Consider the following 20,699-nt stretch of genomic DNA (forward strand, 5'->3'; position numbering starts at 1 on the left):
TAAAGGAGGGGTTTTAGGGAGGGAATAAATAGGTTCAGAAGTGATCATTTTATTTGCCCCAAACAACAGTAAAGCTCAAAAATAATTGACTCATAAGTAGGTAGGCACAATTATTTGTAGGATGGGTTAGCGGTAGCGTAACATGAGCGGGCGTTGGGTTTCATGCTTCAACCCAACCTACGTTCTGGAAACTGTCAACTTAAAACTTACATCTGATAACTGATAACTGATAACTGATAACTGATAACTGAAATTAAACCACTTTAGCGATAGCAACTTCCAGCTTATCCATAGCCTCATCTACTTCTGTTTCCGAGACAATTAAAGGAGGTACAAAACGGAGGACTTTCGGACCTGCGGGAGCAATTAATAAACCCTCTGTCAAAGCTGCATTAACAATAGTAGATGAAACCAACTCACTTTCTGAATTAATTTCCAGACCGTTAATTAAACCCCAACCGCGCACATCGACAAATAGATGGGGATATTGAGAAGCAATCACCCGTAAACGGCTGCGTAATTGTTCCCCTCGCTGCTGAACATTGTCGAGAATGTGATCCCGTTCAATGGTTTGTAATACTGTTAAAGCTGAGGCACAAGCGAAAGGATTACCTCCAAAGGTACTCGCATGACTACCCGGTTCAAACACATCACAGAATTTTCTGCACATCATCGCACCGATGGGAATACCCCCCGCTAAACCCTTAGCAGATGTGAAAATATCCGGTTCCACTCCTAAATTCTCATAACCCCAGAGTTTACCAGTTCTTCCGACTCCCACCTGTACTTCATCAAAGACAAGCAAAATGTTATTTTCGTCGCAAATTTGCCGTAAACGTTGGAAATATTCGATATCTCCCGGACGAACTCCCCCTTCACCCTGCAGCGGTTCCAACATAATCGCAGCCACCCGACGATTACCCTCATCGAGATCAGCGATCGCATTTTCCACCGCTTCGATATCATTATAGGGAATATAGGCAAACCCCGGCATCAGGGGTTCAAAGTCTTTTTGGTACTTCGGTTGACCGGTTGCGGTGATGGTAGCTAAAGTCCGACCGTGAAAACTAGCGTGAGCGGTTAAAATAACCGGCTGTTCGAGGAAATCTAGCACCGTATGGGCATATTTCCGTACTAATTTAATCGCCGCTTCGTTCGCTTCCGCACCAGAATTACAGAAAAAGACCTTATCAGCGCAGGAATGATCGACAATCCATTTAGCTAGTTCTCCTTGTTCGGGAATATAGTATAAATTCGAGACATGATGGAGTTTTTGGATTTGCTGGCTAACCACTTCAATTAAAGCAGGGTGCGCGTGACCGAGGGTACAGGTGGCAATTCCTGCGACAAAATCAAGGTATTGTTTGCCGGAAGTATCCCAGAGACGACAGCCTAACCCTTTGGCGATCGCAATGGGAAAACGACCATAAGTATTCATCACATAGCTGTTAAAACTATCTGGATCGAAGGGTTGATTCGGGTTTAAATTGGGAGTGGGATCAACTAGGGTTGGTTCTAAAAGGGTTTCTGGACTCACTGGGGAACTCCTGCGCGATTAGACATAGGGGAAATTATAATCAAATCCGTCTGAGAAGGACGGGTTATTTAGATTAAAAACTGATTTCATTGTAATTTACTAGACAGTCTTAGGGGTGAATTTTGCTTGTCCATCAGTGAAGATAAATATCGTCGTCTGCGTCAGGAATTAATCGGGGGAATTTTTGCCCTGATCGTGGTGTTTTTGCTGGGTACGTTTTGGTATCATCTGATCGAGGGTTGGAGTTTGCTAGATTCGGCCTATATGACGATTAGTACCCTCGCTACCGTCGGTTTTGGCGAAATTAATCCCCTAGGTGAACGGGGACGACTGTTTACAATGGTTTTGATCGTGATGGGAGTAATCACGATCGGTTATATTGTTAATCGCTTGACCGAAGCTTTAATTCAAGGCTATTTTCAAGAGGGACTCAAACAGAGACAGGAGAAACGCGTGATCGATCGACTATCAGAACACTATATCATCTGTGGTTTGGGTCGCACAGGCAGACAGGTAGCGATCGAATTTTACGCAGAAAATATTCCTTTTGTAGTTATTGATACAGACCCCCTACAGGTAAATCGGGCCAAAGAATTAAATTATATTGTTGTTCAAGGAGATGCCACCTTAGATAAATCTTTACAAATCGCAGGAATTGAACGCGCTATTTGTATTGTGGCCGCTTTAACTTCCGATGCGGAGAATTTATATACAGTTTTGTCTGCTAAAACTCTTAATCCGAAAATTCGCGCCATTGCTAGGGCCAGTACCGAGGAAGCAGTACAAAAATTACAACGGGCCGGGGCCGATGCGGTGGTATCTCCCTATATTACCGGTGGTAGAAGATTAGCGGCCGCGGCCTTACGACCCCAGGTGATGGATTTTGTGGATGGGATTTTAACCGGAACCGATCGATCGTTTTATATGGAAGAATTTTTAATCGATCCGAGGACTTGTCCCTGTGTCGGTTTAAGTCTTAGTCAAGCACATTTAAGATCTCGATCGGGGGCCTTAGTTTTGGCTATACGTCGCGCTGATGGTACGCTAATCGGGGGACCGACTGGCGATACGGAATTAATGGCCGGAGATTTGTTAATTTGTATGGGAACGGCCGAACAATTACGCAGTTTAACTCAGATTTTAATCCCTATGCGATCGGATGGTTTACGTTTACCGAAGCATTAGTTAGGGTTTGCGCCAAAAAGTTTGTAGGATGGGTTAGCGGTAGCGTAACTCATGCGGGTGTTGGGTTTCATTCTTCAACCCAACCTACGTTCTCTAGAAGACTTATAACCAATTTTCTTGAGACTTCTCTGCCATTTTCTCTAGACAAAATATAATAAATATTAGTGATGGCATGACCAGAAATATATCCTTGAGTTTTACCTGTCTTAACTGTATTGAATGCTTGTACAGATGCTGGAAAATGTGGTTCACGCTTACCCAAAACATCTAGCAATACATCACTATCGAATAGGACTCGTTTCACCGATACTTCTCCACTAAATAATCAATATATGATTCTTTTGGGTCTTCTGTTCCTAAATCAACAACCCCCACTAAGTCTCTTGTCCAAGGATCAAGATCGCTTAAATCATCTGTTAGGGAATGAGAGGTAGTTTCTGAGGATACATTCTTAGGATTAAATCGCTCTTGAATTCTTAAAATTATTAAACTACTATAAGCTCTCAATTGGGTGACTAAAGATTTGTCAGTATCTTGGAAATATTCGGTTATAGTACGATTAGAAACCGATAGAGCATTTTTAGCTCCCTGGTAAATTTGCTCTAGTTCTGAATCGGCAAACATATCAATAAACACATCTATCGTTTCTGAGAGAAGGCGTGAACCTTCCACCACTCTGATTAAATCGGCTTTTTCTTCACCAGTCTTTCCCTCATTGATCTGAGCAAGGCCGATAAATAATTGATTATAGGCAATTACTCTATCGGTAAATTCATTGATAATCTCAATCAAATTTATTTCTGAATCCTCATCTCTATACTGTTTCCATACCTGAAACCATAATTTATCAATTTGATAAAATATATCGGCTCTTGCTTGATAAGTTTTAGAGTTATCCATAACTCGATCGAGCAAAATCTCAGTTTCTTGTAGTAAATTATCCAGTATGATTCGATCAGAATCGGTAACAATTTGATCAAGTTTATCTGTAATATCTTGCAGATTTTCTAACAAAAATTGTCCTAAATTTTCCCGTTCGACTGAACTTGGCAGACTATTCATCGTATTTACCTCCCCTAAGACTGACGATCAAAAAGAAATGAGTAGCCAAAATCATCAGCCTTAAACGTCCATTGTAACAATTTTGGGGTCTAAATCCTGTTTAAAAGGTATAGGAGAGGGGGAATTATAAATTATGAAGTGGGGAAGTGGGGAAGTGGGGAAGTGGGGAAGTGGGGAAGTGGGAAGAATAAATAAAAATAATCTCCTGTCTCCTGTCTCCTGTCTCCTGTCTCCTGTCTCCTGACTCGGAGACTACTGACTCCGTACTCCTCAATCTAACATCTGTCAGCAATTGAGGAATTGAGAAATTGGGGATGAGATGTTAGTACAATCGGGGAATAGTAAAAGAAAAACCCCTATTGCTCATGAGTCAAAATCCCAATTCTTCCTCGCGACCACTGCAGCCGCTGCCGGTTCCCTCCATCCCGATACCTCCCTCAGAGTTAATCACGGAAATCAGCATGGGGATAAATGAAGAAATGACCCAACAGGTGGCGACACCGACCAAAACCGTGCAGAATATGCCGCAAAATGGTCAAATTGCCGCCCCACGTCCTCCCCAAAATCGCGCTCCCAGTCAGGCTGCTTCTCCCCAAACCCCACCCCGGCCGGGTCGCGCTCCCAATCAACCCACCTTAGAACATTTGATCCGGATGGCCTTTGATCGGGGTTATTCGGACGTTCACCTAGGAGTTGGAGAAAAACCCCGGATGCGGGATCGTGGTGAAATGATTATTCTCAACTATCCTGAAATTGACATCAACACTTTTTATAGTTGGTTACGGGAAATCCTAGGAGAAGAAGAAATCCTTCGCTTTAAAAAAGACCTAGAATTTGACGGTGCAACTCAGTACGAATTCGCTAGGGTGCGGATTAATATCTTTGAAAGTCTGCGCGGTCCTGGGATGGTTTTGCGTCTAATTCCCCTGAAAATCCTCACTATGGAACAATTGGGCTTACCGGCTGTGTTCCGGAATGTGTGCGATGTGCATAAGGGATTGATTTTAATCACCGGTCCGACGGGTTCAGGGAAATCCACCACCCTCGCAGCCATGATCGATTACATCAATAAAGAACACCCCAAACATATTATCACCATCGAAGACCCGATCGAATTTGTCCATCAAAGTCGTCGCAGTTTGATCAAACAACGGGAAGTGGGAATACACACCCATGAGTTCGATAATGCCCTAAAAGCCTCTTTGCGGGAAGACCCGGATATTATTCTGGTGGGGGAGATGCGGGACAAATCCACCGTTAATACGGCCCTGAAAGCTGCCCAAACCGGTCACTTAGTCATGGGAACCCTGCACACCAACAGTGCCGTTAAAACTCTGGAGCGGATTTTAACTCTTTATACCGCCGAGGAACGGGAATCGATGCAAGTGGCGATCGCAGAATCCCTGGTTTGTATTATTTCCCAGGGTTTATGTCGTACCACCGACAGTAAACGGACTGCTTTTCACGATATTCTCGTCAACACAGAAACCGTCAAAGATTACATTTGCAGCGGCAAAAATGACGAAATTCTCGAATTAATGAAAGATGGCGAATACCATGGCATGATTACCACTAATCAATCTCTGTTTAACCTCTATCAAGAGGGACGGATTAGCGATGAGGTCGCCCTGGAAATGTCCCCGGTTCCCAATGAAATGGCGATGATGCTGCGGGGTAGAATCTAGAAAAACCCTGAAGGAAATCCTTGAGGGGTCAAGAGTTGAGTAGTCTAGAAAAATAGAAGCTCCTATTGATTCCCTAGGGGAACCCCTCAAGTGACCACTTCCGCGATTGTGTTGCCCGATATTTTTAAAGGCATCGCCCTGTTTACCCCCGGGGGCGACCTGATTTACTGTATCGATCCTGATAAACAAACTCATTGGCATCTGAATCTCTGTGCTGCTCTCCAGTCCGCTTTAGGGTTGCCAGAACCCCCCCATTTTTTAGTTCCTAGTTTTACTGCTACCATCGATCGCTGGCGAGATCCCTACAGTCACCGTATTCATACTAGAGCCGAAGTCTATCCCCTGGTCCGTCGCTATCAGCCTTTATTAAATGCTATTTTCGCCACGGATGATCGAGCTTGGTTTACCGTACCTTGGCAGGAACAATCCTCTAATCCCACTATCTTAGAAACCTATCGTCAGCAGTTTCCCCAACTTTGGCAATCCCACGATCTGATTCTCCGTTATCAGGAGCGCCCGCCAACCACTTCAGGGATTACTGCTGACTCTGACTATACTAATCCTAGTCCCAAGGGTTATGTTTTGCGGTTATTTGTCTCCGGTAATAATGCCAATACTAAACACACCCTAGAATCGATCCATCAGCTTCTAGAGCGAGAATTACACCATCCCTATACCCTGAAAGTGATCGATATCTCTAAGCATCCAGAACAAGCGGAATCTAATCATGTCTCTGCTATTCCCACTTTAGTCCGGGTTTGGCCGCAACCGGTGAAACGCATCATCGGCGAATTTGAGGATTTACCGCGAGTATTACAGATTATCGCCACCGCTTAGGGGTTAAAGACTTCTGACTCAATCCCTCGCCACCATTCGCCCAATTTCATTAAGTCTTGCTGAATATCATCCAATTCTTGAATATATTCCTGTTGGGAAAGACTGGCGCGACGTTCTTGCAGTTTTTTGAGACGCAATTGCACCAACAGCCAAGGCTTAGAAATACCGTTAGTTTCTTCAATATAGCGAGCAATGTCCTGACTATCCATAGTTTTTACCGTTATTGTCCTATATTTTGTCAAATTAAGCCGAGACTCCTTTTTTTACTTGCAGAAGATTATGTTTGATTTTAGCCACTATTACCCCTACGCCGAATTAGTTTCTTTCCTCAAAAACCTAGCCTCATCCTATCCTAATTTAATTAGCCTCACCTCGATCGGTAAAAGCTACGAAAATCGAGATATCTGGTTAACTACCCTCACAAATCAAGCCACAGGCCATTATTTAGAAAAACCTGCCTATTGGATCGATGCTAACACCCATGCGGGGGAAGTAACAGGCTCTGCCGTCGCTCTCTACACTATCTCCCATCTTTTGCGCCAATACGGTCATAATTCCCAAATTACCAGACTTCTTGACCATTACACTGTCTATATTTTGCCGCGATTAGCCGTGGATGGAGCGGAAAAATATCTCACTACTCCCTATCTGTTACGATCGAGTATTCGCCCCTATCCCCACACGGATGAGAAACCGGGGCTATATCCTGAAGATATTAACGGCGATGGTTTAATCCTACAAATGCGCCAAAAAGATACCTGTGGCGCTTGGAAAATTTCTGAACAAGATCCTCGCATTATGGCGCGTCGCGAACCGGAGGAATTTGAGGGAACTTTTTACACTTTGCTCACCGAAGGTTTAATCCGCGATTACGATGGCTATAATTTTACCACTGCCCCCACCCTAGAGGGCCTGGATTTTAACCGCAATTACCCCGTTTATTGGGTTCCTGAAGGGGAACAACAGGGGGCCGGAGATTTTCCCTTTTCCGAGCCAGAAACCCGTGCAGAAGCCGAATTTTGGGCAAATAACACCAATATTAATGGCTTCGTTACCTATCATACCTATTCAGCAGTCATGTTGCGTCCCTATAGCACCCATCCCGATGAATATTTCCCCGTGGAAGACTTAGAAATGTATAAATATATTGCTGACAAGGGAAAAGTAATGACTGGTTATGAATGCGTTTCTGTCTATCACGATTTTCGTTATCATCCCAAAGAAGTGACTAACGGTGCCATGGATGATTACGGTTACGATCATTTTGGTTGGTATGGTTTTACGGTGGAGTTATGGGATGCACCCACCCAAGCGGGAGTGAAAAAAGATGATTATATTCAATGGTTTCGCTGGCATCCTTTGGAAGATGAATTGAAGTTACAGCGTTGGAATGATGAGAATTTGGCGGGAAAGGGTTTTATTAATTGGCAAAGTTTTGATCACCCCCAATTGGGAGATGTGGAAATTGGCGGTTGGGACTTTAAAAATGTCTGGCAAAATGCCCCAGAAAAGTATTTACCAGATTTATGTGAGAAACAATGTCAGTTTACTATTGCCCATGCTTTAATGTCACCTCTTTTAGCTATCTCTCGTCTTGATCTGAAGTCGGAGGGAAATGGTATTTATCATCTGGTTTTACAGTTAGAAAATCAGGGATTTTTACCCACTTATACCAGTAAAAAGGCACTGGAAAGAAAGATCGTTCGTCCCATTCAAGTCAAGTTAAATTTAGCCGATGAGGTGAGTTTAATAGTGGGAAAATTAGAGCAGGAAATCGGTCACTTAGAAGGGCGATCAAATAAAGTATATAGTAGCCTCGCTCATGGTTTAGATTATCGCTGTACGGTGGAATGGGTGATTAAGGGAGTTTCTGGTCAAGAAATCGAGGTTATCGCTATAGCTGAAAGAGCCGGAACAGTCAGACAAAAAGTAATTTTATAGAGCTATTTTGTTCGATAAAATTGTGAAATAAGTCTCGTTAGATTCCGTGGGTAAAACTCGTAGTTTTTGGCTGCGAAGATCTGGTTCTAATCCCAAAGCTTCTAAAGGAATTACTCCTAATAAATTGTTTTGACCTCCAGGTAATTCCAAACATTCAAAAGTCCCTTCCCGTCCCGCAATAATCAAGGTAGCATCGCGAAAAATTCTCGCTTTTCCTATCCCTTTAGCCGTAGCCACATCTACTTCTTTTAAAAGCTGTAAACCCAAGCGGGAGATTACTTCCGGCACCAGACAAAGAGTAGTTGCTCCCGTATCCACCAAGACATTTTCTAGGGTAAGAGAGCGAATTTGTTCCGGAGAAATTACAGCCGCCGCCGCTAAAATTTGATCGGCGCGATTGATCACTGTAATGCTGGTGTAAATTTTGCCCATATCTTCTGTAATAATTGCTGGCTCAACCATAATACTACCCTCAATTCTACCCCTAAATTATACCAGAATAACTGCTAACAACAATCTTTATTAATTTTAATTATTAATCCGGCCATCGGGCATAATTGCACCGCGGAAGTTAACTCCCATCAGATTAGCACTCATTAACTCGGCACGAGTTAGATTAGCATTACTTAAATCGGCACCGGTGAGATTTGCTCTAGCAAAGAAAGCATCGATTAAGTCAGCTTCGCTGAAATTAACTCCTGAAAGATTAGCCCTTCTTAAGTCAGCATGATTCATTCTTGCTGCTTGAAAATTAGCTTGACTAAGATTAGCTCGATCAAATTTTATTTGAGTCATAATTGCACTATGGAAATTTGCCTGCATTGCTTCCGTATCGGTCATTTTTGAACGCACTAAATTGGCTCCCGCTAGATTTGCCCCCACTAAATGCGCCCCGATTAAATTAGCATCAGTAAGTAAAGCATCTTGGAGATTAGCATTAGTTAAATCCGCTTTTCTGAGGTCAACATTGCACAAATTAGCCTCCTTTAAATTGGCTCCTACTAGATTTGCACGCACCAGATCAACCCCTTTCATATTAGCCCCTTGCAGGTCGGCGCGATAGAGATTAGCACTTTGTAAATTAGTGTTATGATTTTTCTTTTCCTGACGCATATTTGTTCCCCGCAAACAAGCACCAGTGAGGTTAGCACCACTTAAATCAGCCCCCCGTAAATCCGCCCCGATTAAGTTAGCATCAAGTAACGTCGCTAGGGTTATATCGGTATCACGAAGATTAGCACCTTGTAGCAGCGCTCCGTGTAAATTGGCACTGCGTAAATCTGCCCCATTTAAGTCAGCTTGGTTGAGACTAGCACCGCTTAAATTAGCTGTCACAAGATTAGCTTGAGCGAGATTAGCCCGGTTAAGATAGGTAAAGAGAAGATTGGCTCCGTGCAGATCTGCTTCATTTAAAACAATGCCAATTAAGTCAGCACCAACTAAATTAACTCCGGGTAATTTTAAGCCACTAAATTGAGTTTCTCCTGCGGCATAACGTTCAATTAATTCGTTGGGTTTCATAGGTAGAATGTCCAGATAAATTTGGGTAAAAAATTAAAGAATTTTTTGTAAAGTTTGCACCAGAATACTGGCGGTTTGAACGTTAGCATCCGTATCCATTTGGGTTTGAGCAATATTGTATAGTTGAATTTCGATATCCTTGAGAGATTTCCCACTTTCGATGAGTTGTTGTAGTAAATCTTCTAGGGTATAACTTCGCAGAGTTGACCAATCTTGACCGCTCCGATCCCAAGGATGAAATAGGAGCGAGAAAATCAATATTTTGGCTCGTAAAGGATTAGCATACTGGAAAATTTCTAAACGAATTTCAAAGGGGTCGTAGGCGGGAATTTGTGGGGAATTACTGGGGTTGTTATTTGAGGAAGCTGGCTCGGCAAAGGGCAATTCCATGACTAATTGCGGTTCATTTAGATTGATGCTCGAAGAGGAAAAATCCACAGGTTCACTTCTAGAGGGGGAGAAAGATGTGGTTTTAGCCGCAGAATCAGAATCATTCTTTAGATGAACTATTTGAGTGTTCAAGATTTGACTTTTTGACTCATTATCCTCTTCTTCGTCATCGTTATGAGTATCGTAGAGAGGCTCTAGCTCGGTAAGAATAATATCGGCTAGGGCTAGGTAGAGAGCTTTTTTATTAATATTTTTGGCAACTTGCTTGAGAGTTTGTCGCAAGCTTAGGAAATTGGACTTGTTTCGCTGAAGTTCTAAAACAATATTTTTTAAGCCATAATTATTAATCACCGCTTGATCGTTTTCCCAACGATTTTTACAAGCGGCAAACATTAATTTTTGAATTCTCGCCGTCTCTCGATGATTTTCTAGGCTACTAACCACCTGTCTTAATAAATTATCTTCCTCGTTGTTGACATCATTATTAACGTTGGTGAAGCTAGGGTTAACTTCCGGTTCCACTGGTAATAATTGATTGTCGTAGGCGGCAGCAATATTACTATATAATTGACTGATTTGCTCGATAATAACCGTTGCTACTCCCAGATAAACTTTAGGACGATTGAGGGTTTTAACTAACTTATAAACAGAAAAACTTAATTGTTCTTTACTTGTTTTAAGTTCCACTAACTCCTTCACCAAGTCTTCCATAGCCACACTGTTCAAAATATTAGGATCATTTTCCCAAGATTTTTTACAGATACAAAAGATTAATTTTTTGATCCGTAATTTTTCTTCGTGGCTGTCGAGATAGCGAACTACGTCATTAAAAACTTCGATGGATAATTGCATAGTAACCTCTGATCCGAGAAAGGAGCCAGCTCTCGCACGCCTCCTCTACTATAGCGGTATGCTATTGGCCTCTCGCAAGTCAGCTTGCCAGAATATATAAGTTATTCCGGCTCTTCTGGCACTCGAAGATATTCTAGCCTAAAAGCGTGGAGCTATTCAGTTGGGTTTGCTGGATCTGGTCCCTAAAATTAGCAAACGATTATTTTTTCGCCTTGCTCGTTTTTAGTACAAATGTTTGAGTAAAATCGGAGTAAAGTCTTTAGGTTTAGGCGATTGATGCCCGATAGGGTTAGAGTAATCAGGGAGAAACTGATTTATCGAGAGGCCATATCATCCTATGCTAGAACTCTACCAATTTGAATTATCTGCCTATTGTGAGAAAGTCCGTCTCATCCTCGACTATAAAGGTCTTGCCTATAAAAAAAGGGACGTGGTGCCAGGGGTGGGACAATTGGAATTATTCCGTCTTTCCGGACAGCGCCAGGTCCCGGTCCTCAAGGATGGTGATACTTATATCGCCGACTCGACCGAGATTGCTTTTTATCTCGATCGCAAGTATCCTGAAAAACCCATTATCCCCACAGATCCCCTCCAACGGGGTCAATGTTTATTAATCGAAGAATGGGCCGATGAATCCCTGGGATTAAAAGGAAGAACCGCTTTTCTCGGCGCTTTTGCCCAAAATCAAAACTTTCGTACCGCCTTTTTACCCCGGGAAACTCCCGATTTTATGCGCTTGTTGCTGGGTTCTATGCCAGGGGAATTAATTGATATTTTGGGGGCGGGTGTAGGTCTGGGAAAAGATGCTATCAATACGGCGAAAAAAGGGCTACAACAGGATTTAGAGGCTTTGAACCTCATTTTAGCCAATCGTCCCTATTTAGTCGGGGATCAGCCCAGTTTAGCCGATTTAGCCGTGGCGGGATTAAGTGTACTGCTTCAGTTTCCCCAGGGTTCCTATCTCAACTTACCCAGGGAATTGCAAGGCAAGGGAATCCCAGGGTTAGCCGATAATAGCGCCTACGAGGGCTTTTTTGCCTGGCGCGACCGTCTTTATAGTCAATACCGTCAAACTATCACTCCGGGAAGTTCCACCCCTCCTATCGATTCCCCCAACTCCATCCAGATTGAATAGCAGCCCTTGACTAGGGTGGTGGGGCTTTTCAGTGATCAGTAAACAGTAATCAGTGATATGAATTAGGAATTAGGGACTGGGGAGCAGGGAGCGGGAATTAGGAATTAGGGACTGGGGAGCAGGGAGAATAAATAAAAGCAATCTACTGATTACTGATCACTGATTACTGATTACTGTTAAGATTCCCGTAAAACGTAGCCGACACCGCGCACGGTATGAATGAGGCGTTTTTGACCACCAGCCTCCATCTTCAGGCGTAAATAGCGAATATATACCTCAATAACGTTTGATTCTCCTTGAAATTCGTCTCCCCAGACATTTTCGAGAATTTTATCCCTCGATAATACTTCTTTGGGGTGAGTCATGAGGTAGCGCAGCAGTTCAAATTCCTTCATCGTCAACTCAATATTTTTGTTTTTATAGGAGAGACGACGACTGGCTAAATCTAATACTAAGTCACCGAAACGCAATTGTTCGTGGATAATTTCCAGAGGTTGCAGGTAAAAACGGATTAATTTGAGAAAAGATGGCGAATTATAGGGTTTGAGAAAATAATCGTCGGCTCCCGCTTCCAAACAGGCGAGACGTTCTTCTAGGGTTTCTTGAGATACTAACAAAATAATATAAACGCGACTTCCCTGGGAACGTAAACGACGACAAAAATTCACACCAGCCTCCGCCGCCAGGAAGCGATCGAGTATAATCATCGCTGGCTGCCAACTTTCCACTTCTGGGAAAGCCAGATCAAGGCTAGGCACGATTAGAGGGGGATAACCTGCTTCTTTCAAGTCTGCACTAGCTAGTTTAGCCATATTCTCCTCAATTCCCACCAAGAGAATCGAAGAACTCGGGACGGATGTACTCATGAGTCGGCAGCGGTAAAGAAATAGGAAAGATAGGGGGGGACTAGCTAATTATAGTTAATTGATTCTCGCCCGACCGATTTGAGATAAAAAAGTTAATGCTGTGGTGCGTTGGACAAAATTACCATTGACAGACCAACCGGTCACTCGATCGGGGGACGACCAAAGGCTAAGATGGTCCACAGGCGGATCCGCATAAAAATTTTCTCCACCACTACCCAGTAAACAGGAACTCCAATGGGTAAAATAATCGTGACTCAGGCGATAAATGGGAAAATTACCGATTAATGGCACTCCCCACCCGTCTAGAGCTATTAAAGCTCGAATTGTCGCCCCTTGAGCTTGCCAATAATGAGCTAAAGCGATCGCATTTACCACCCCCGCACTAAACCCAATCAAGGTTAGAGCTTCTCCCGGTGAAAAAGCTTCATTTAAGCAAGAAAAAGGCGAAATAATAATATAGGGACTTAATTTGACCGATTTGCTCCCCAGATGTCCTAAAAAATCCTCGGTCAATCTAGAATCATGAAAACCCGTACAAATTACCAAAGACATAAAATTAAGTAAAAATCTATGAGGGGTCAGTTATCAGTTATCAGTTATCAGTCATCAGTCATCAGTCATCAGTCATCAGTCATCAGTTTTTTCTCCCTGCTCCCCTACTCCGTCTCCCCACACCCCACATCCCACATCCACTTCCCCACTTCCCACTCTGCCATAACTACTCCTACATACTTTCTGCTTTTTGTCAAAAAAACTTTTTTTTTGCAATAAAACTACACAAAAAAAAGATCATCGTTGTGGGTGAAATTGACTCATTTACCCGTCTTAATTAGGATCACCTTCTAGGTGTGGCAAGGGTTTCAACCTTTGCTGCCCAAAAAAGCACAAGATAACCCATTATGAAATTCAGTAAAATCGCTGTAACCATGATAACATCGTTGTTAAATAAAAATCTTTCTCAATTAATTCTTAAGAATTTGTAAATATTGCGGAATGTTAATTTAAATATTCTCAAGTTTTTGGAGTCAATGAATAATTTTTGCTTATCTTTGTCGAACATTGAGTCAGGAGTCAGTGATCAGTGATCACTGATCAGTTATCAGTTATCAGTTATCAGTTAAGTAGTCATGCAAAATTAATTACCTGCCCGATCGAGCTAAAACCCTTACGGGGCAATGATCGTCATGTGTAAATAATTTTGCCTAGGTACTTATCAGTTATCAGTTATCAGTTATCAGTTATCAGTTATCAGTTATCAGATGTGAGTTATCAGTTCACTGATTACTGTTTACTGTTTACTGGACGGCTACGCCGTGCCTTTGGCAACACTGAAAAAAGCTTCTCCCCACTTCCCCACTTCCCCACTTCCCCACTTCCCCACTTCCCCACTTCCCCACTTCCCCACTTCCCCACTTCCCCACTTCCCCAATGGCCAATCAAGGTTGGATTTATCGAGATAAAATTAGCAAAAATCAGGCAGGATTAAGCTTATTAGCTTACTATGCGGGGAAATATCCCCATTCTAGCCCAGAAGAATGGCTCGATCGCATTTTATCAGCAGCAATTCTAGTCAACGGTAGTCCCGCTGGCCCCGATACAGTCTTAGAAATCGGGCAGCAATTGACCTATCAGCGCCCGCCTTGGACAGAACCGGATGTACCGCTCTTTTTTGAGCGACTCTACGAGGATGCCGAGGTGTTAGTGGTGGCGAAACCTTCGGGATTACCCGTGTTAGCGGGGGGTGGATTTCTCGAACATACTCTTATCCATCTGGTACATCAGCATTATCCCGAGGTCACTCCCTATCCAATCCATCGTCTTGGTCGCGGCACGTCGGGCCTAGTCTTAATGGCGAAATCAAAGCCCGCTAGAGCTAAATTAAGTCAACAGATGCGAGAGGGGAAAATTACCAAAATATATCGAGCTTTAGTGGGTCGGGGCGACATACCAGATAATTTTACTATTAATCAAGCGATCGGGAAAATCGCCCATCCCATCTTAGGCTACGTTTACGGTGCGCTCGCAGATGGGTTATCGGCCCGCAGTGATGGTCGAGTCTTAAAAAAACATCCCGATAGTACCCTATTAGAAGTAGAAATTTTTACGGGCAGACCCCATCAAATTCGCATTCATCTGGCCTTTTTTGGCTATCCCTTAATCGGTGATCCCTTGTATGGCGTGGGAGGATTACCGCGACCGGATGCAGTCCCGGGAGATTGTGGTTATTATCTCCATGCCAATCAAATACTTTTCAATCATCCCAGTACAGGGGAAAGAATCTCTATTTGTTGTCCAGCGCCGCCGGAATCAGTTATCAGTAATCAGTTATCAGTTCACTGAGAAAACTCCCCACACCCGACACCCGACACCCGACACCCGACACCCCACTCCCCACACCCGACACCCGACACCCGACACCCCACACCCCACTCCCCACACCCGACACCCGACACCCCACACCCCCGATGTCGGGGGGGTTGGGGGGGTCACACCCGACACCCCACACCCCACACCCGACACCCTGCCCCCAGGAAAAACTTTTTCAGCAGACCCTATTTAAAACCCCCCAAGCTCGATCGCCAGAGTCACTAAAAGACCACTTCGGTAATCACACCCTCAATTGCCCCGAAGCGAGAGCGAGAACCTAAGACAATTCGATACAATATTGTCAACAAGCATTAAGCGATTTAAACTATCGATCGAAGGTAAAAGTCCCGAAGTTATCGAAATCTAGGGGGAGACAAAAACAAGCATGGGTAGAGTAGTAGGCATTGATCTAGGGACAACTAACTCCGTCGTCGCCGTGATGGAAGGCGGAAAGCCAGTGGTCATCGCCAACTCGGAGGGCATGAGAACCACCCCTTCTGTGGTCGGTTTTAATAAAGATGGGGAGTTAGTGGTCGGTCAAATGGCCCGGCGACAAGGGGTACTCAATCCCCAAAACACCTACTATGGAGTCAAACGCTACATAGGTCGTCGCTACTCGGAATTAAACCCCGAATCGAAGCGCGTCCCCTACACCATCCGCCGGGATGAGATGGGCAGTATCAAAATTAAATGCCCCCGTCTGCAAAAAGAATTCGCCCCCGAAGAAATTTCCGCCCTAGTTTTACGCCGATTAGCCGAAGAAGCCAGTCGTTATCTAGGGGAAGAAGTGACCGGGGCCGTCATCACCGTCCCCGCCTATTTTAATGACTCCCAACGTCAAGCCACCCGGGATGCGGGCCGAATTGCCGGGTTAGAAGTGCTGCGGATTCTCAACGAACCCACCGCCGCTGCCCTAGCCTACGGTCTCGATGAACAGGAAAGCAAGAAAATCCTCGTTTTTGACCTGGGAGGCGGTACTTTTGATGTTTCTATCCTGGAAGTGGGTGACGGCGTTTTTGAGGTGAAGGCCACCAGTGGCGACACCCAATTAGGCGGTAATGATTTCGATAAAAGAATCGTCGATTGGTTAGCCAATCAATTTTTGGAACAGGAAGGCGTGGAGCTGCGCCAAGACCGGCAAGCCTTACAAAGACTCACAGAAGCGGCAGAAAAAGCCAAAATTGAACTATCTGGGGTCAGCGTCACCGATATTAATCTACCCTTTATCATCGCCACGGAAGACGGACCCAAACACATCGAAACTCGCCTGAGTCGGTCCCAATTTGAGGAATTATGCGGCGATTTAATCAGTCGTCTCCGTCGTCCTCTCAAACGGGCCCTTTCTGATGCCGGTTTGTCCCCCGTCCAACTAGACGAAGTGGTACTGGTGGGCGGTGGCACGCGGATGCCGGTGGTGAAGGATTTAGTGCGGAGTTTTATCGATAGGGAACCCAATCAAAATGTTAACCCTGATGAGGTTGTAGCGGTCGGGGCGGCTATTCAAGCGGGAATTTTGGGCGGCGAGGTCAAAGACGTGCTGCTCCTCGATGTGACCCCTTTATCGTTGGGTTTAGAAACCATCGGCGGTGTGATGAAAAAGTTAATCCCCCGCAATACCACTATTCCCGTTCGCAGATCTGACCTTTTTTCCACTTCCGAAAATAATCAAACTGTGGTGGAAATTCATGTTTTGCAGGGGGAAAGGGAAATGGCCAGCGATAATAAATCCCTGGGACGTTTTAAATTAACCGGTATCCCCCCCGCACCCCGGGGCATTCCCCAAGTGCAGGTGTCCCTCGATATCGATGCTAACGGCATTCTACAAGTCACCGCTAGGGATAAAATGACTGGACGGGAGCAAAGTGTCACCATTCAAGGCGCTTCTACCCTCAGCGAAGGGGAAATTAACCGCATGATTGGCGATGCTGCCCGATTTGCCGAAGCAGATCGTACCCGTCGCGAAAAGGTCGATAAACGCAATCGCGCCCGCTCTCTGGTGGATCAAGCCCAACGACGCTTAAAAGATGTTACTCTCGATTTTGGTAATGAGTTTACCCGTTCCTATCGTCGTCAAATTGAGTCTTTGAGTACGGAAATTATCGACGCTTTGGAGAAAAATGATGACCGTCGCATTGATCGCGCCCAAGCAGACCTACAGGATGTTATCTATGAATTAAATCGCGAGGTACGGCTACAATACGACGAGGAAGACGAGGGCTTTTTTAGCGCTATTCGCAAGACTTTTACCGGGGATAAGGAAGATGAGCTTCCATCTGAACCGCGTCGCGATCGTTATCGTCAGGATTATCGTCCCACTACACCGGGTTATCAAAGTGATTATCGACCCAATTATTCGGCTAATCAAGATAGTTATCGCCCCCGCAATCAGGACAATTACTATAATGGCCGCGATAGCGATTGGCAAAGTCCCCCCCCTTCGGAGGAAAAAAGTTATAACAATAGTAAAAGTAACCGCAGCGGCGGCAATCGTTCCCGCAATATTCCCCCCCAAAATAACTGGGATGATGAGGATGATGATTGGTTTTAATCAGTGAGCAGTAAACAGTGATCAGTAATCAGTGAAAAGACAGTGGGAAACTACTATTTAATACTGCTCACTTAAAACTCAAATCTGATAACTAATAACTGATAACTGATAACTGATAAGTGGGTGGGTGGAATTAAATATAAGATGAACGTAGGTTGGGTTGAAGCATGAAACCCAACGCCCGATTATGTTAAGCTACCGCTAACCCATCCTACAAATAATTGTGCCTCCCTACTTAACTGATGACTGATAACTGATAACCGATAACTGATAACTGATAACTGATAACTGATAACTGAATATATGCCACAATTAGTTAATTATTATGATGTTTTAGGAGTATCTCGCACGGCTACCAGTGACGAGATCAAAAAGGCTTTTAGACGACTAGCGCGCCAATATCATCCTGATGTTAATCCGGGGGATAAATCGGCCGAAGAAAAGTTTAAAGATATTAATGAAGCTTATGATGTTCTCTCCGATGAAGAAAAACGGGTTGAGTATAATCGTTCCTTGACGGGGATTAAGCGCCGCGGGATACGTCCGGGGGAAAAAGCCAATAGTAACGGTAATGGAAAAATCCCCCGTACAGAACAGGATTTATGGAAGTTTAGAGATTTTAATAACCTTAATACTAAGCGCGCTAAAATTGCCTCCTCTCCCCGTTTAACTCGTCGAGATGTGGAGGCAAAATTAACTTTACCTTTAGAGAAAGCCTATCAAGGTGGCAGACAAAGAATTCGTCTGGAAGATGGTAGATCAATAGAGGTAGATATGCCGGCAGCCATGATCGATGGGCAGAAAATTCGTCTCAAAGGTCAGGGTATTGAAGGGGGTGATTTATATTTAAAAATAACTATCGCTAGGCATCCCTTTTTTAAGATTCAAGGTTCCGATATTGTCTGTCAAGTACCGATTACTCCTAGCGAGGCAATTGTGGGCGGTTTTGTGGAAATTCCCACAATTGACGGGTTAGTTAAAATGATGATTCCTAAGGGAGTTAAAAGCGGTCAAAGATTACGTTTAGCTAGTAAAGGTTATCCCACTTCCCAAGGAGAAAGGGGCGATCAATTAGTGGAAATTATCTTAGTTAATCCTCCCAATCCTAGCCCAGAAGAATTGGAACTTTATCAAAAAATACGGGCGATCGAAACTTTTAATCCTCGTCAAGGTTTATAAAGATTATGCTAGGTGGGTTACGGTCTATTTTTTATTGATCAGAATTCGGTTATCAGTATTCAGTGGTTAGTATTCAGAAGACAGCTTTTTCTCCCTGCTCCCCCGCAATGGCTCGACTGAGCATCGCCGAACGTCGCACACGAAGTGGTCTCCCCACTGATAACTGATAACTGATAACTGAAAAATACCCTTAATTCCTGTCTTTTTATGACAAATATAATTGATACAATTAAACCATTTTATCCTCTAGCTTTCAAGGCTATTCGGGGCAATTTAGAGGGAACACAAAAACAATTATTAAATACTCTGCAAAAAATCGATCGCTCGCGGGGGGAATTTTGGGGACAATGGTTAATCTCCCAATTATCAGAATCCCTCATTTTTAGCGATTCTAGCCTATCGCAAAGCCTCTGGGGGTTAAATTTCCCCAATCCCGTCGGATTAGCGGCAGGATTCGATAAAGACGGTTTAGGGGCAGGACTTTGGCATAATTTCGGCTTTGGTTTTGCCGAGGTGGGTGCTGTCACCCTAGAAGGGCAACCGGGCAACCCAAAACCGAGATTATTTCGTTTACCGAAAGATTTGGCTGGATTAAACCGTATGGGGGCAAATAACCTCGGAGCGCTGGTTCTAGCGGCAACTCTCCAGCAATCTTGGCAACGACAACCCCGACAGATTCCCATCGGTATTAACCTCTGTAAATCGAAAAATACGCCCCTAGAAAAGGCTCCAGAGGACTATTTAGGCAGTTTTCGCTATTTATTCCCCCATGCTGATTATTTTGTCGTTAATGTTAGTTCTCCCAATACTCCCGGTTTGCGTTCCCTGCAAAGTGGGGAACAACTCGATAAAATTCTCGACATTTTACAAACAGAAAATCAAGGCAGAAAACCCCTATTAGTGAAAATTTCTCCTGATTTAGAATGGGAAGATATAAGAACAATTATTGAGTTAGCTTTCTCCTATCAGTTAGCTGGAATTGTCGCTACTAATACCACCACTAAACGCACGGGATTAAAAACCACAATTCTGCCTGAAACTGGTAAACCAATCACTGAAGAAGCAGGGGGAATTAGTGGGCAACCTTTGCGGGAACGTTCCACGGAAGTGATCCGTTTTATCTATCAGCAAACCCAAGGCAATTTACCAATAATTGGAGTGGGAGGTATTTTTTCCCTCGATGATGCTTGGGAAAAAATTACCGCCGGTGCGAGTTTATTACAGATTTATACCGGTTGGTTATACCGAGGACCCTGGCTAGTATCAAATATTTTACAAGGATTAACAGAAAAATTAGAGGCCAATGGGTTGACTAATATTAATCAAGCGGTGGGAATTAATAATGGAAGTCTGCCAAAAATCAAAAATATTCCCTTAGGGAAAGAGTCACGGGACAGTATTAAGGAGTCAGAATAAGCAAAAGAAAGACATTGTTTATTAGGCTCGATGATTAAATAACAATTGTTAATAGAAAGAATCTAGGTCGTGAGCATCCAGCTTTTTTACAATTGTTTACACAAACATTAATAATTATGACAAAGCATCAGTTCTTAAAGAGTTTTTATTCTCAGGTTATCAATCCCTTAATAAAAGC

The 20,699-nt window shown here is 43.8% G+C and carries 19 protein-coding genes; 9 read left to right on the forward strand and 10 right to left on the reverse strand.

All coding sequences use genetic code 11. The annotated features are described in order from the left end of the window. Positions 1-253 precede the first annotated feature (253 nt). On the reverse strand, positions 254-1,537 hold the full coding sequence (locus O9324_RS08985) for an aspartate aminotransferase family protein (RefSeq protein ID WP_002766319.1): 1,284 nt from the start codon (positions 1,535-1,537) through the stop codon (positions 254-256). 126 nt (positions 1,538-1,663) lie between these two features. Here O9324_RS08985 and O9324_RS08990 point away from each other — a divergent pair, with 126 nt between their 5' ends. After that, the gene (locus O9324_RS08990) at positions 1,664-2,722 is read left to right on the forward strand and encodes a potassium channel family protein (RefSeq protein ID WP_288139992.1); all 1,059 of its coding nucleotides are present in this window, start codon (positions 1,664-1,666) and stop codon (positions 2,720-2,722) included. A 67-nt stretch (positions 2,723-2,789) separates the two neighbouring features. Here the strand turns inward: O9324_RS08990 and O9324_RS08995 are convergent, their stop codons facing one another. Both O9324_RS08995 and O9324_RS09000 read right to left on the reverse strand, forming a co-directional pair. After that, the gene (locus O9324_RS08995) at positions 2,790-3,026 is read right to left on the reverse strand and encodes a type II toxin-antitoxin system VapC family toxin (RefSeq protein ID WP_288139993.1); all 237 of its coding nucleotides are present in this window, start codon (positions 3,024-3,026) and stop codon (positions 2,790-2,792) included. Then, on the reverse strand, positions 3,023-3,784 hold the full coding sequence (locus tag O9324_RS09000) for a hypothetical protein (protein ID WP_288139994.1): 762 nt from the start codon (positions 3,782-3,784) through the stop codon (positions 3,023-3,025). The genes O9324_RS08995 and O9324_RS09000 overlap by 4 nt, the downstream gene beginning before the upstream one ends. A gap of 365 nt (positions 3,785-4,149) precedes the next feature. On the opposite strand from O9324_RS09000, the gene O9324_RS09005 reads away from it, so the two are divergent. Then, complete coding sequence (locus O9324_RS09005) at positions 4,150-5,469, forward strand: type IV pilus twitching motility protein PilT (RefSeq protein ID WP_002766328.1); 1,320 nt, start codon at positions 4,150-4,152, stop codon at positions 5,467-5,469. 90 nt (positions 5,470-5,559) lie between these two features. After that, a complete protein-coding gene (locus tag O9324_RS09010) occupies positions 5,560-6,306 on the forward strand; it encodes a circadian clock KaiB family protein (RefSeq protein WP_002786357.1) in 747 nt (248 codons plus the stop codon). Here O9324_RS09010 and O9324_RS09015 read toward each other — a convergent pair. After that, positions 6,303-6,515: a hypothetical protein gene (locus O9324_RS09015; RefSeq protein WP_002758960.1), complete on the reverse strand. Its 213-nt coding sequence runs from the start codon at positions 6,513-6,515 to the stop codon at positions 6,303-6,305. The two genes, O9324_RS09010 and O9324_RS09015, sit on opposite strands and share 4 nt — an antisense overlap. Positions 6,516-6,585: 70 nt before the next feature. Between O9324_RS09015 and O9324_RS09020 the strand changes: the two genes are divergently transcribed. Next, positions 6,586-8,247, forward strand: a complete 1,662-nt coding sequence (locus tag O9324_RS09020) for a M14 family metallopeptidase (protein WP_288139995.1) — start codon at positions 6,586-6,588, stop codon at positions 8,245-8,247. Here the strand turns inward: O9324_RS09020 and O9324_RS09025 are convergent. The 3 genes from O9324_RS09025 to O9324_RS09035 all read right to left on the reverse strand — a co-directional run bounded on the left by O9324_RS09025 (position 8,242) and on the right by O9324_RS09035 (position 11,010). Continuing rightward, positions 8,242-8,709, reverse strand: coding sequence for a retroviral-like aspartic protease family protein (locus O9324_RS09025; protein WP_288139996.1), 468 nt, complete (start codon positions 8,707-8,709; stop codon positions 8,242-8,244). The genes O9324_RS09020 and O9324_RS09025 overlap by 6 nt on opposite strands. 66 nt (positions 8,710-8,775) lie before the next feature. Then, a complete protein-coding gene (locus O9324_RS09030) occupies positions 8,776-9,768 on the reverse strand; it encodes a pentapeptide repeat-containing protein (protein ID WP_002766339.1) in 993 nt (330 codons plus the stop codon). Between the two features lie 33 nt (positions 9,769-9,801). After that, positions 9,802-11,010 (reverse strand): hypothetical protein, encoded by a 1,209-nt coding sequence (locus tag O9324_RS09035; protein WP_288139997.1) that lies wholly within the window; start codon positions 11,008-11,010, stop codon positions 9,802-9,804. 337 nt (positions 11,011-11,347) lie between these two features. Here O9324_RS09035 and O9324_RS09040 point away from each other — a divergent pair, with 337 nt between their 5' ends. Beyond that, positions 11,348-12,145 carry a glutathione S-transferase gene (locus O9324_RS09040; protein ID WP_002766343.1) on the forward strand — a complete coding sequence of 266 codons (798 nt, stop codon included), beginning with the start codon at positions 11,348-11,350 and terminating at the stop codon, positions 12,143-12,145. Between the two features lie 176 nt (positions 12,146-12,321). Here the strand turns inward: O9324_RS09040 and nblR are convergent, their stop codons facing one another. The 3 genes from nblR to O9324_RS09055 all read right to left on the reverse strand — a co-directional run bounded on the left by nblR (position 12,322) and on the right by O9324_RS09055 (position 14,440). Continuing rightward, positions 12,322-13,011 (reverse strand): response regulator transcription factor NblR, encoded by a 690-nt coding sequence (gene nblR / locus O9324_RS09045; protein WP_288139998.1) that lies wholly within the window; start codon positions 13,009-13,011, stop codon positions 12,322-12,324. A 54-nt stretch (positions 13,012-13,065) separates the two neighbouring features. After that, positions 13,066-13,563: a hypothetical protein gene (locus O9324_RS09050; protein WP_288139999.1), complete on the reverse strand. Its 498-nt coding sequence runs from the start codon at positions 13,561-13,563 to the stop codon at positions 13,066-13,068. Between the two features lie 754 nt (positions 13,564-14,317). Next, complete coding sequence (locus tag O9324_RS09055; protein WP_288140000.1) at positions 14,318-14,440, reverse strand: hypothetical protein; 123 nt, start codon at positions 14,438-14,440, stop codon at positions 14,318-14,320. Here O9324_RS09055 and O9324_RS09060 point away from each other — a divergent pair. The 4 genes from O9324_RS09060 to O9324_RS09075 all read left to right on the forward strand — a co-directional run bounded on the left by O9324_RS09060 (position 14,440) and on the right by O9324_RS09075 (position 20,521). Beyond that, positions 14,440-15,351 (forward strand): RluA family pseudouridine synthase, encoded by a 912-nt coding sequence (locus O9324_RS09060; RefSeq protein WP_288140001.1) that lies wholly within the window; start codon positions 14,440-14,442, stop codon positions 15,349-15,351. The genes O9324_RS09055 and O9324_RS09060 overlap by 1 nt on opposite strands. 412 nt (positions 15,352-15,763) lie before the next feature. After that, positions 15,764-17,926: a molecular chaperone DnaK gene (gene dnaK, locus O9324_RS09065; RefSeq protein WP_288140002.1), complete on the forward strand. Its 2,163-nt coding sequence runs from the start codon at positions 15,764-15,766 to the stop codon at positions 17,924-17,926. A gap of 303 nt (positions 17,927-18,229) precedes the next feature. After that, positions 18,230-19,105, forward strand: coding sequence for a J domain-containing protein (locus O9324_RS09070; RefSeq protein WP_002766349.1), 876 nt, complete (start codon positions 18,230-18,232; stop codon positions 19,103-19,105). A 207-nt stretch (positions 19,106-19,312) separates the two neighbouring features. Next, the gene (locus O9324_RS09075; protein WP_288140003.1) at positions 19,313-20,521 is read left to right on the forward strand and encodes a quinone-dependent dihydroorotate dehydrogenase; all 1,209 of its coding nucleotides are present in this window, start codon (positions 19,313-19,315) and stop codon (positions 20,519-20,521) included. The last annotated feature ends 178 nt before the right edge of the window (positions 20,522-20,699 follow it).

The sequence above is a fragment of the Microcystis sp. LE19-84.1B genome (assembly GCF_027531875.1).
In the GTDB taxonomy this organism is placed as follows: domain Bacteria; phylum Cyanobacteriota; class Cyanobacteriia; order Cyanobacteriales; family Microcystaceae; genus Microcystis; species Microcystis panniformis.

Excerpts from the sequence above, each read along its gene's own strand:
- O9324_RS09000 (WP_288139994.1), bottom strand. The coding sequence starts at position 3,784 with ATGAATAGTCTGCCAAGTTCAGTCGAACGGGAAAATTTAGGACAATTT.
- O9324_RS09005 (WP_002766328.1), top strand. The coding sequence starts at position 4,150 with ATGAGTCAAAATCCCAATTCTTCCTCGCGACCACTGCAGCCGCTGCCG.
- O9324_RS09015 (WP_002758960.1), bottom strand. The coding sequence starts at position 6,515 with ATGGATAGTCAGGACATTGCTCGCTATATTGAAGAAACTAACGGTATT.
- O9324_RS09020 (WP_288139995.1), top strand. The coding sequence starts at position 6,586 with ATGTTTGATTTTAGCCACTATTACCCCTACGCCGAATTAGTTTCTTTC.
- O9324_RS09025 (WP_288139996.1), bottom strand. The coding sequence starts at position 8,709 with ATGGTTGAGCCAGCAATTATTACAGAAGATATGGGCAAAATTTACACC.
- O9324_RS09030 (WP_002766339.1), bottom strand. The coding sequence starts at position 9,768 with ATGAAACCCAACGAATTAATTGAACGTTATGCCGCAGGAGAAACTCAA.
- O9324_RS09035 (WP_288139997.1), bottom strand. The coding sequence starts at position 11,010 with ATGCAATTATCCATCGAAGTTTTTAATGACGTAGTTCGCTATCTCGAC.
- O9324_RS09040 (WP_002766343.1), top strand. The coding sequence starts at position 11,348 with ATGCTAGAACTCTACCAATTTGAATTATCTGCCTATTGTGAGAAAGTC.
- nblR (WP_288139998.1), bottom strand. The coding sequence starts at position 13,011 with ATGAGTACATCCGTCCCGAGTTCTTCGATTCTCTTGGTGGGAATTGAG.
- O9324_RS09050 (WP_288139999.1), bottom strand. The coding sequence starts at position 13,563 with ATGTCTTTGGTAATTTGTACGGGTTTTCATGATTCTAGATTGACCGAG.
- O9324_RS09060 (WP_288140001.1), top strand. The coding sequence starts at position 14,440 with ATGGCCAATCAAGGTTGGATTTATCGAGATAAAATTAGCAAAAATCAG.
- dnaK (WP_288140002.1), top strand. The coding sequence starts at position 15,764 with ATGGGTAGAGTAGTAGGCATTGATCTAGGGACAACTAACTCCGTCGTC.
- O9324_RS09070 (WP_002766349.1), top strand. The coding sequence starts at position 18,230 with ATGCCACAATTAGTTAATTATTATGATGTTTTAGGAGTATCTCGCACG.
- O9324_RS09075 (WP_288140003.1), top strand. The coding sequence starts at position 19,313 with ATGACAAATATAATTGATACAATTAAACCATTTTATCCTCTAGCTTTC.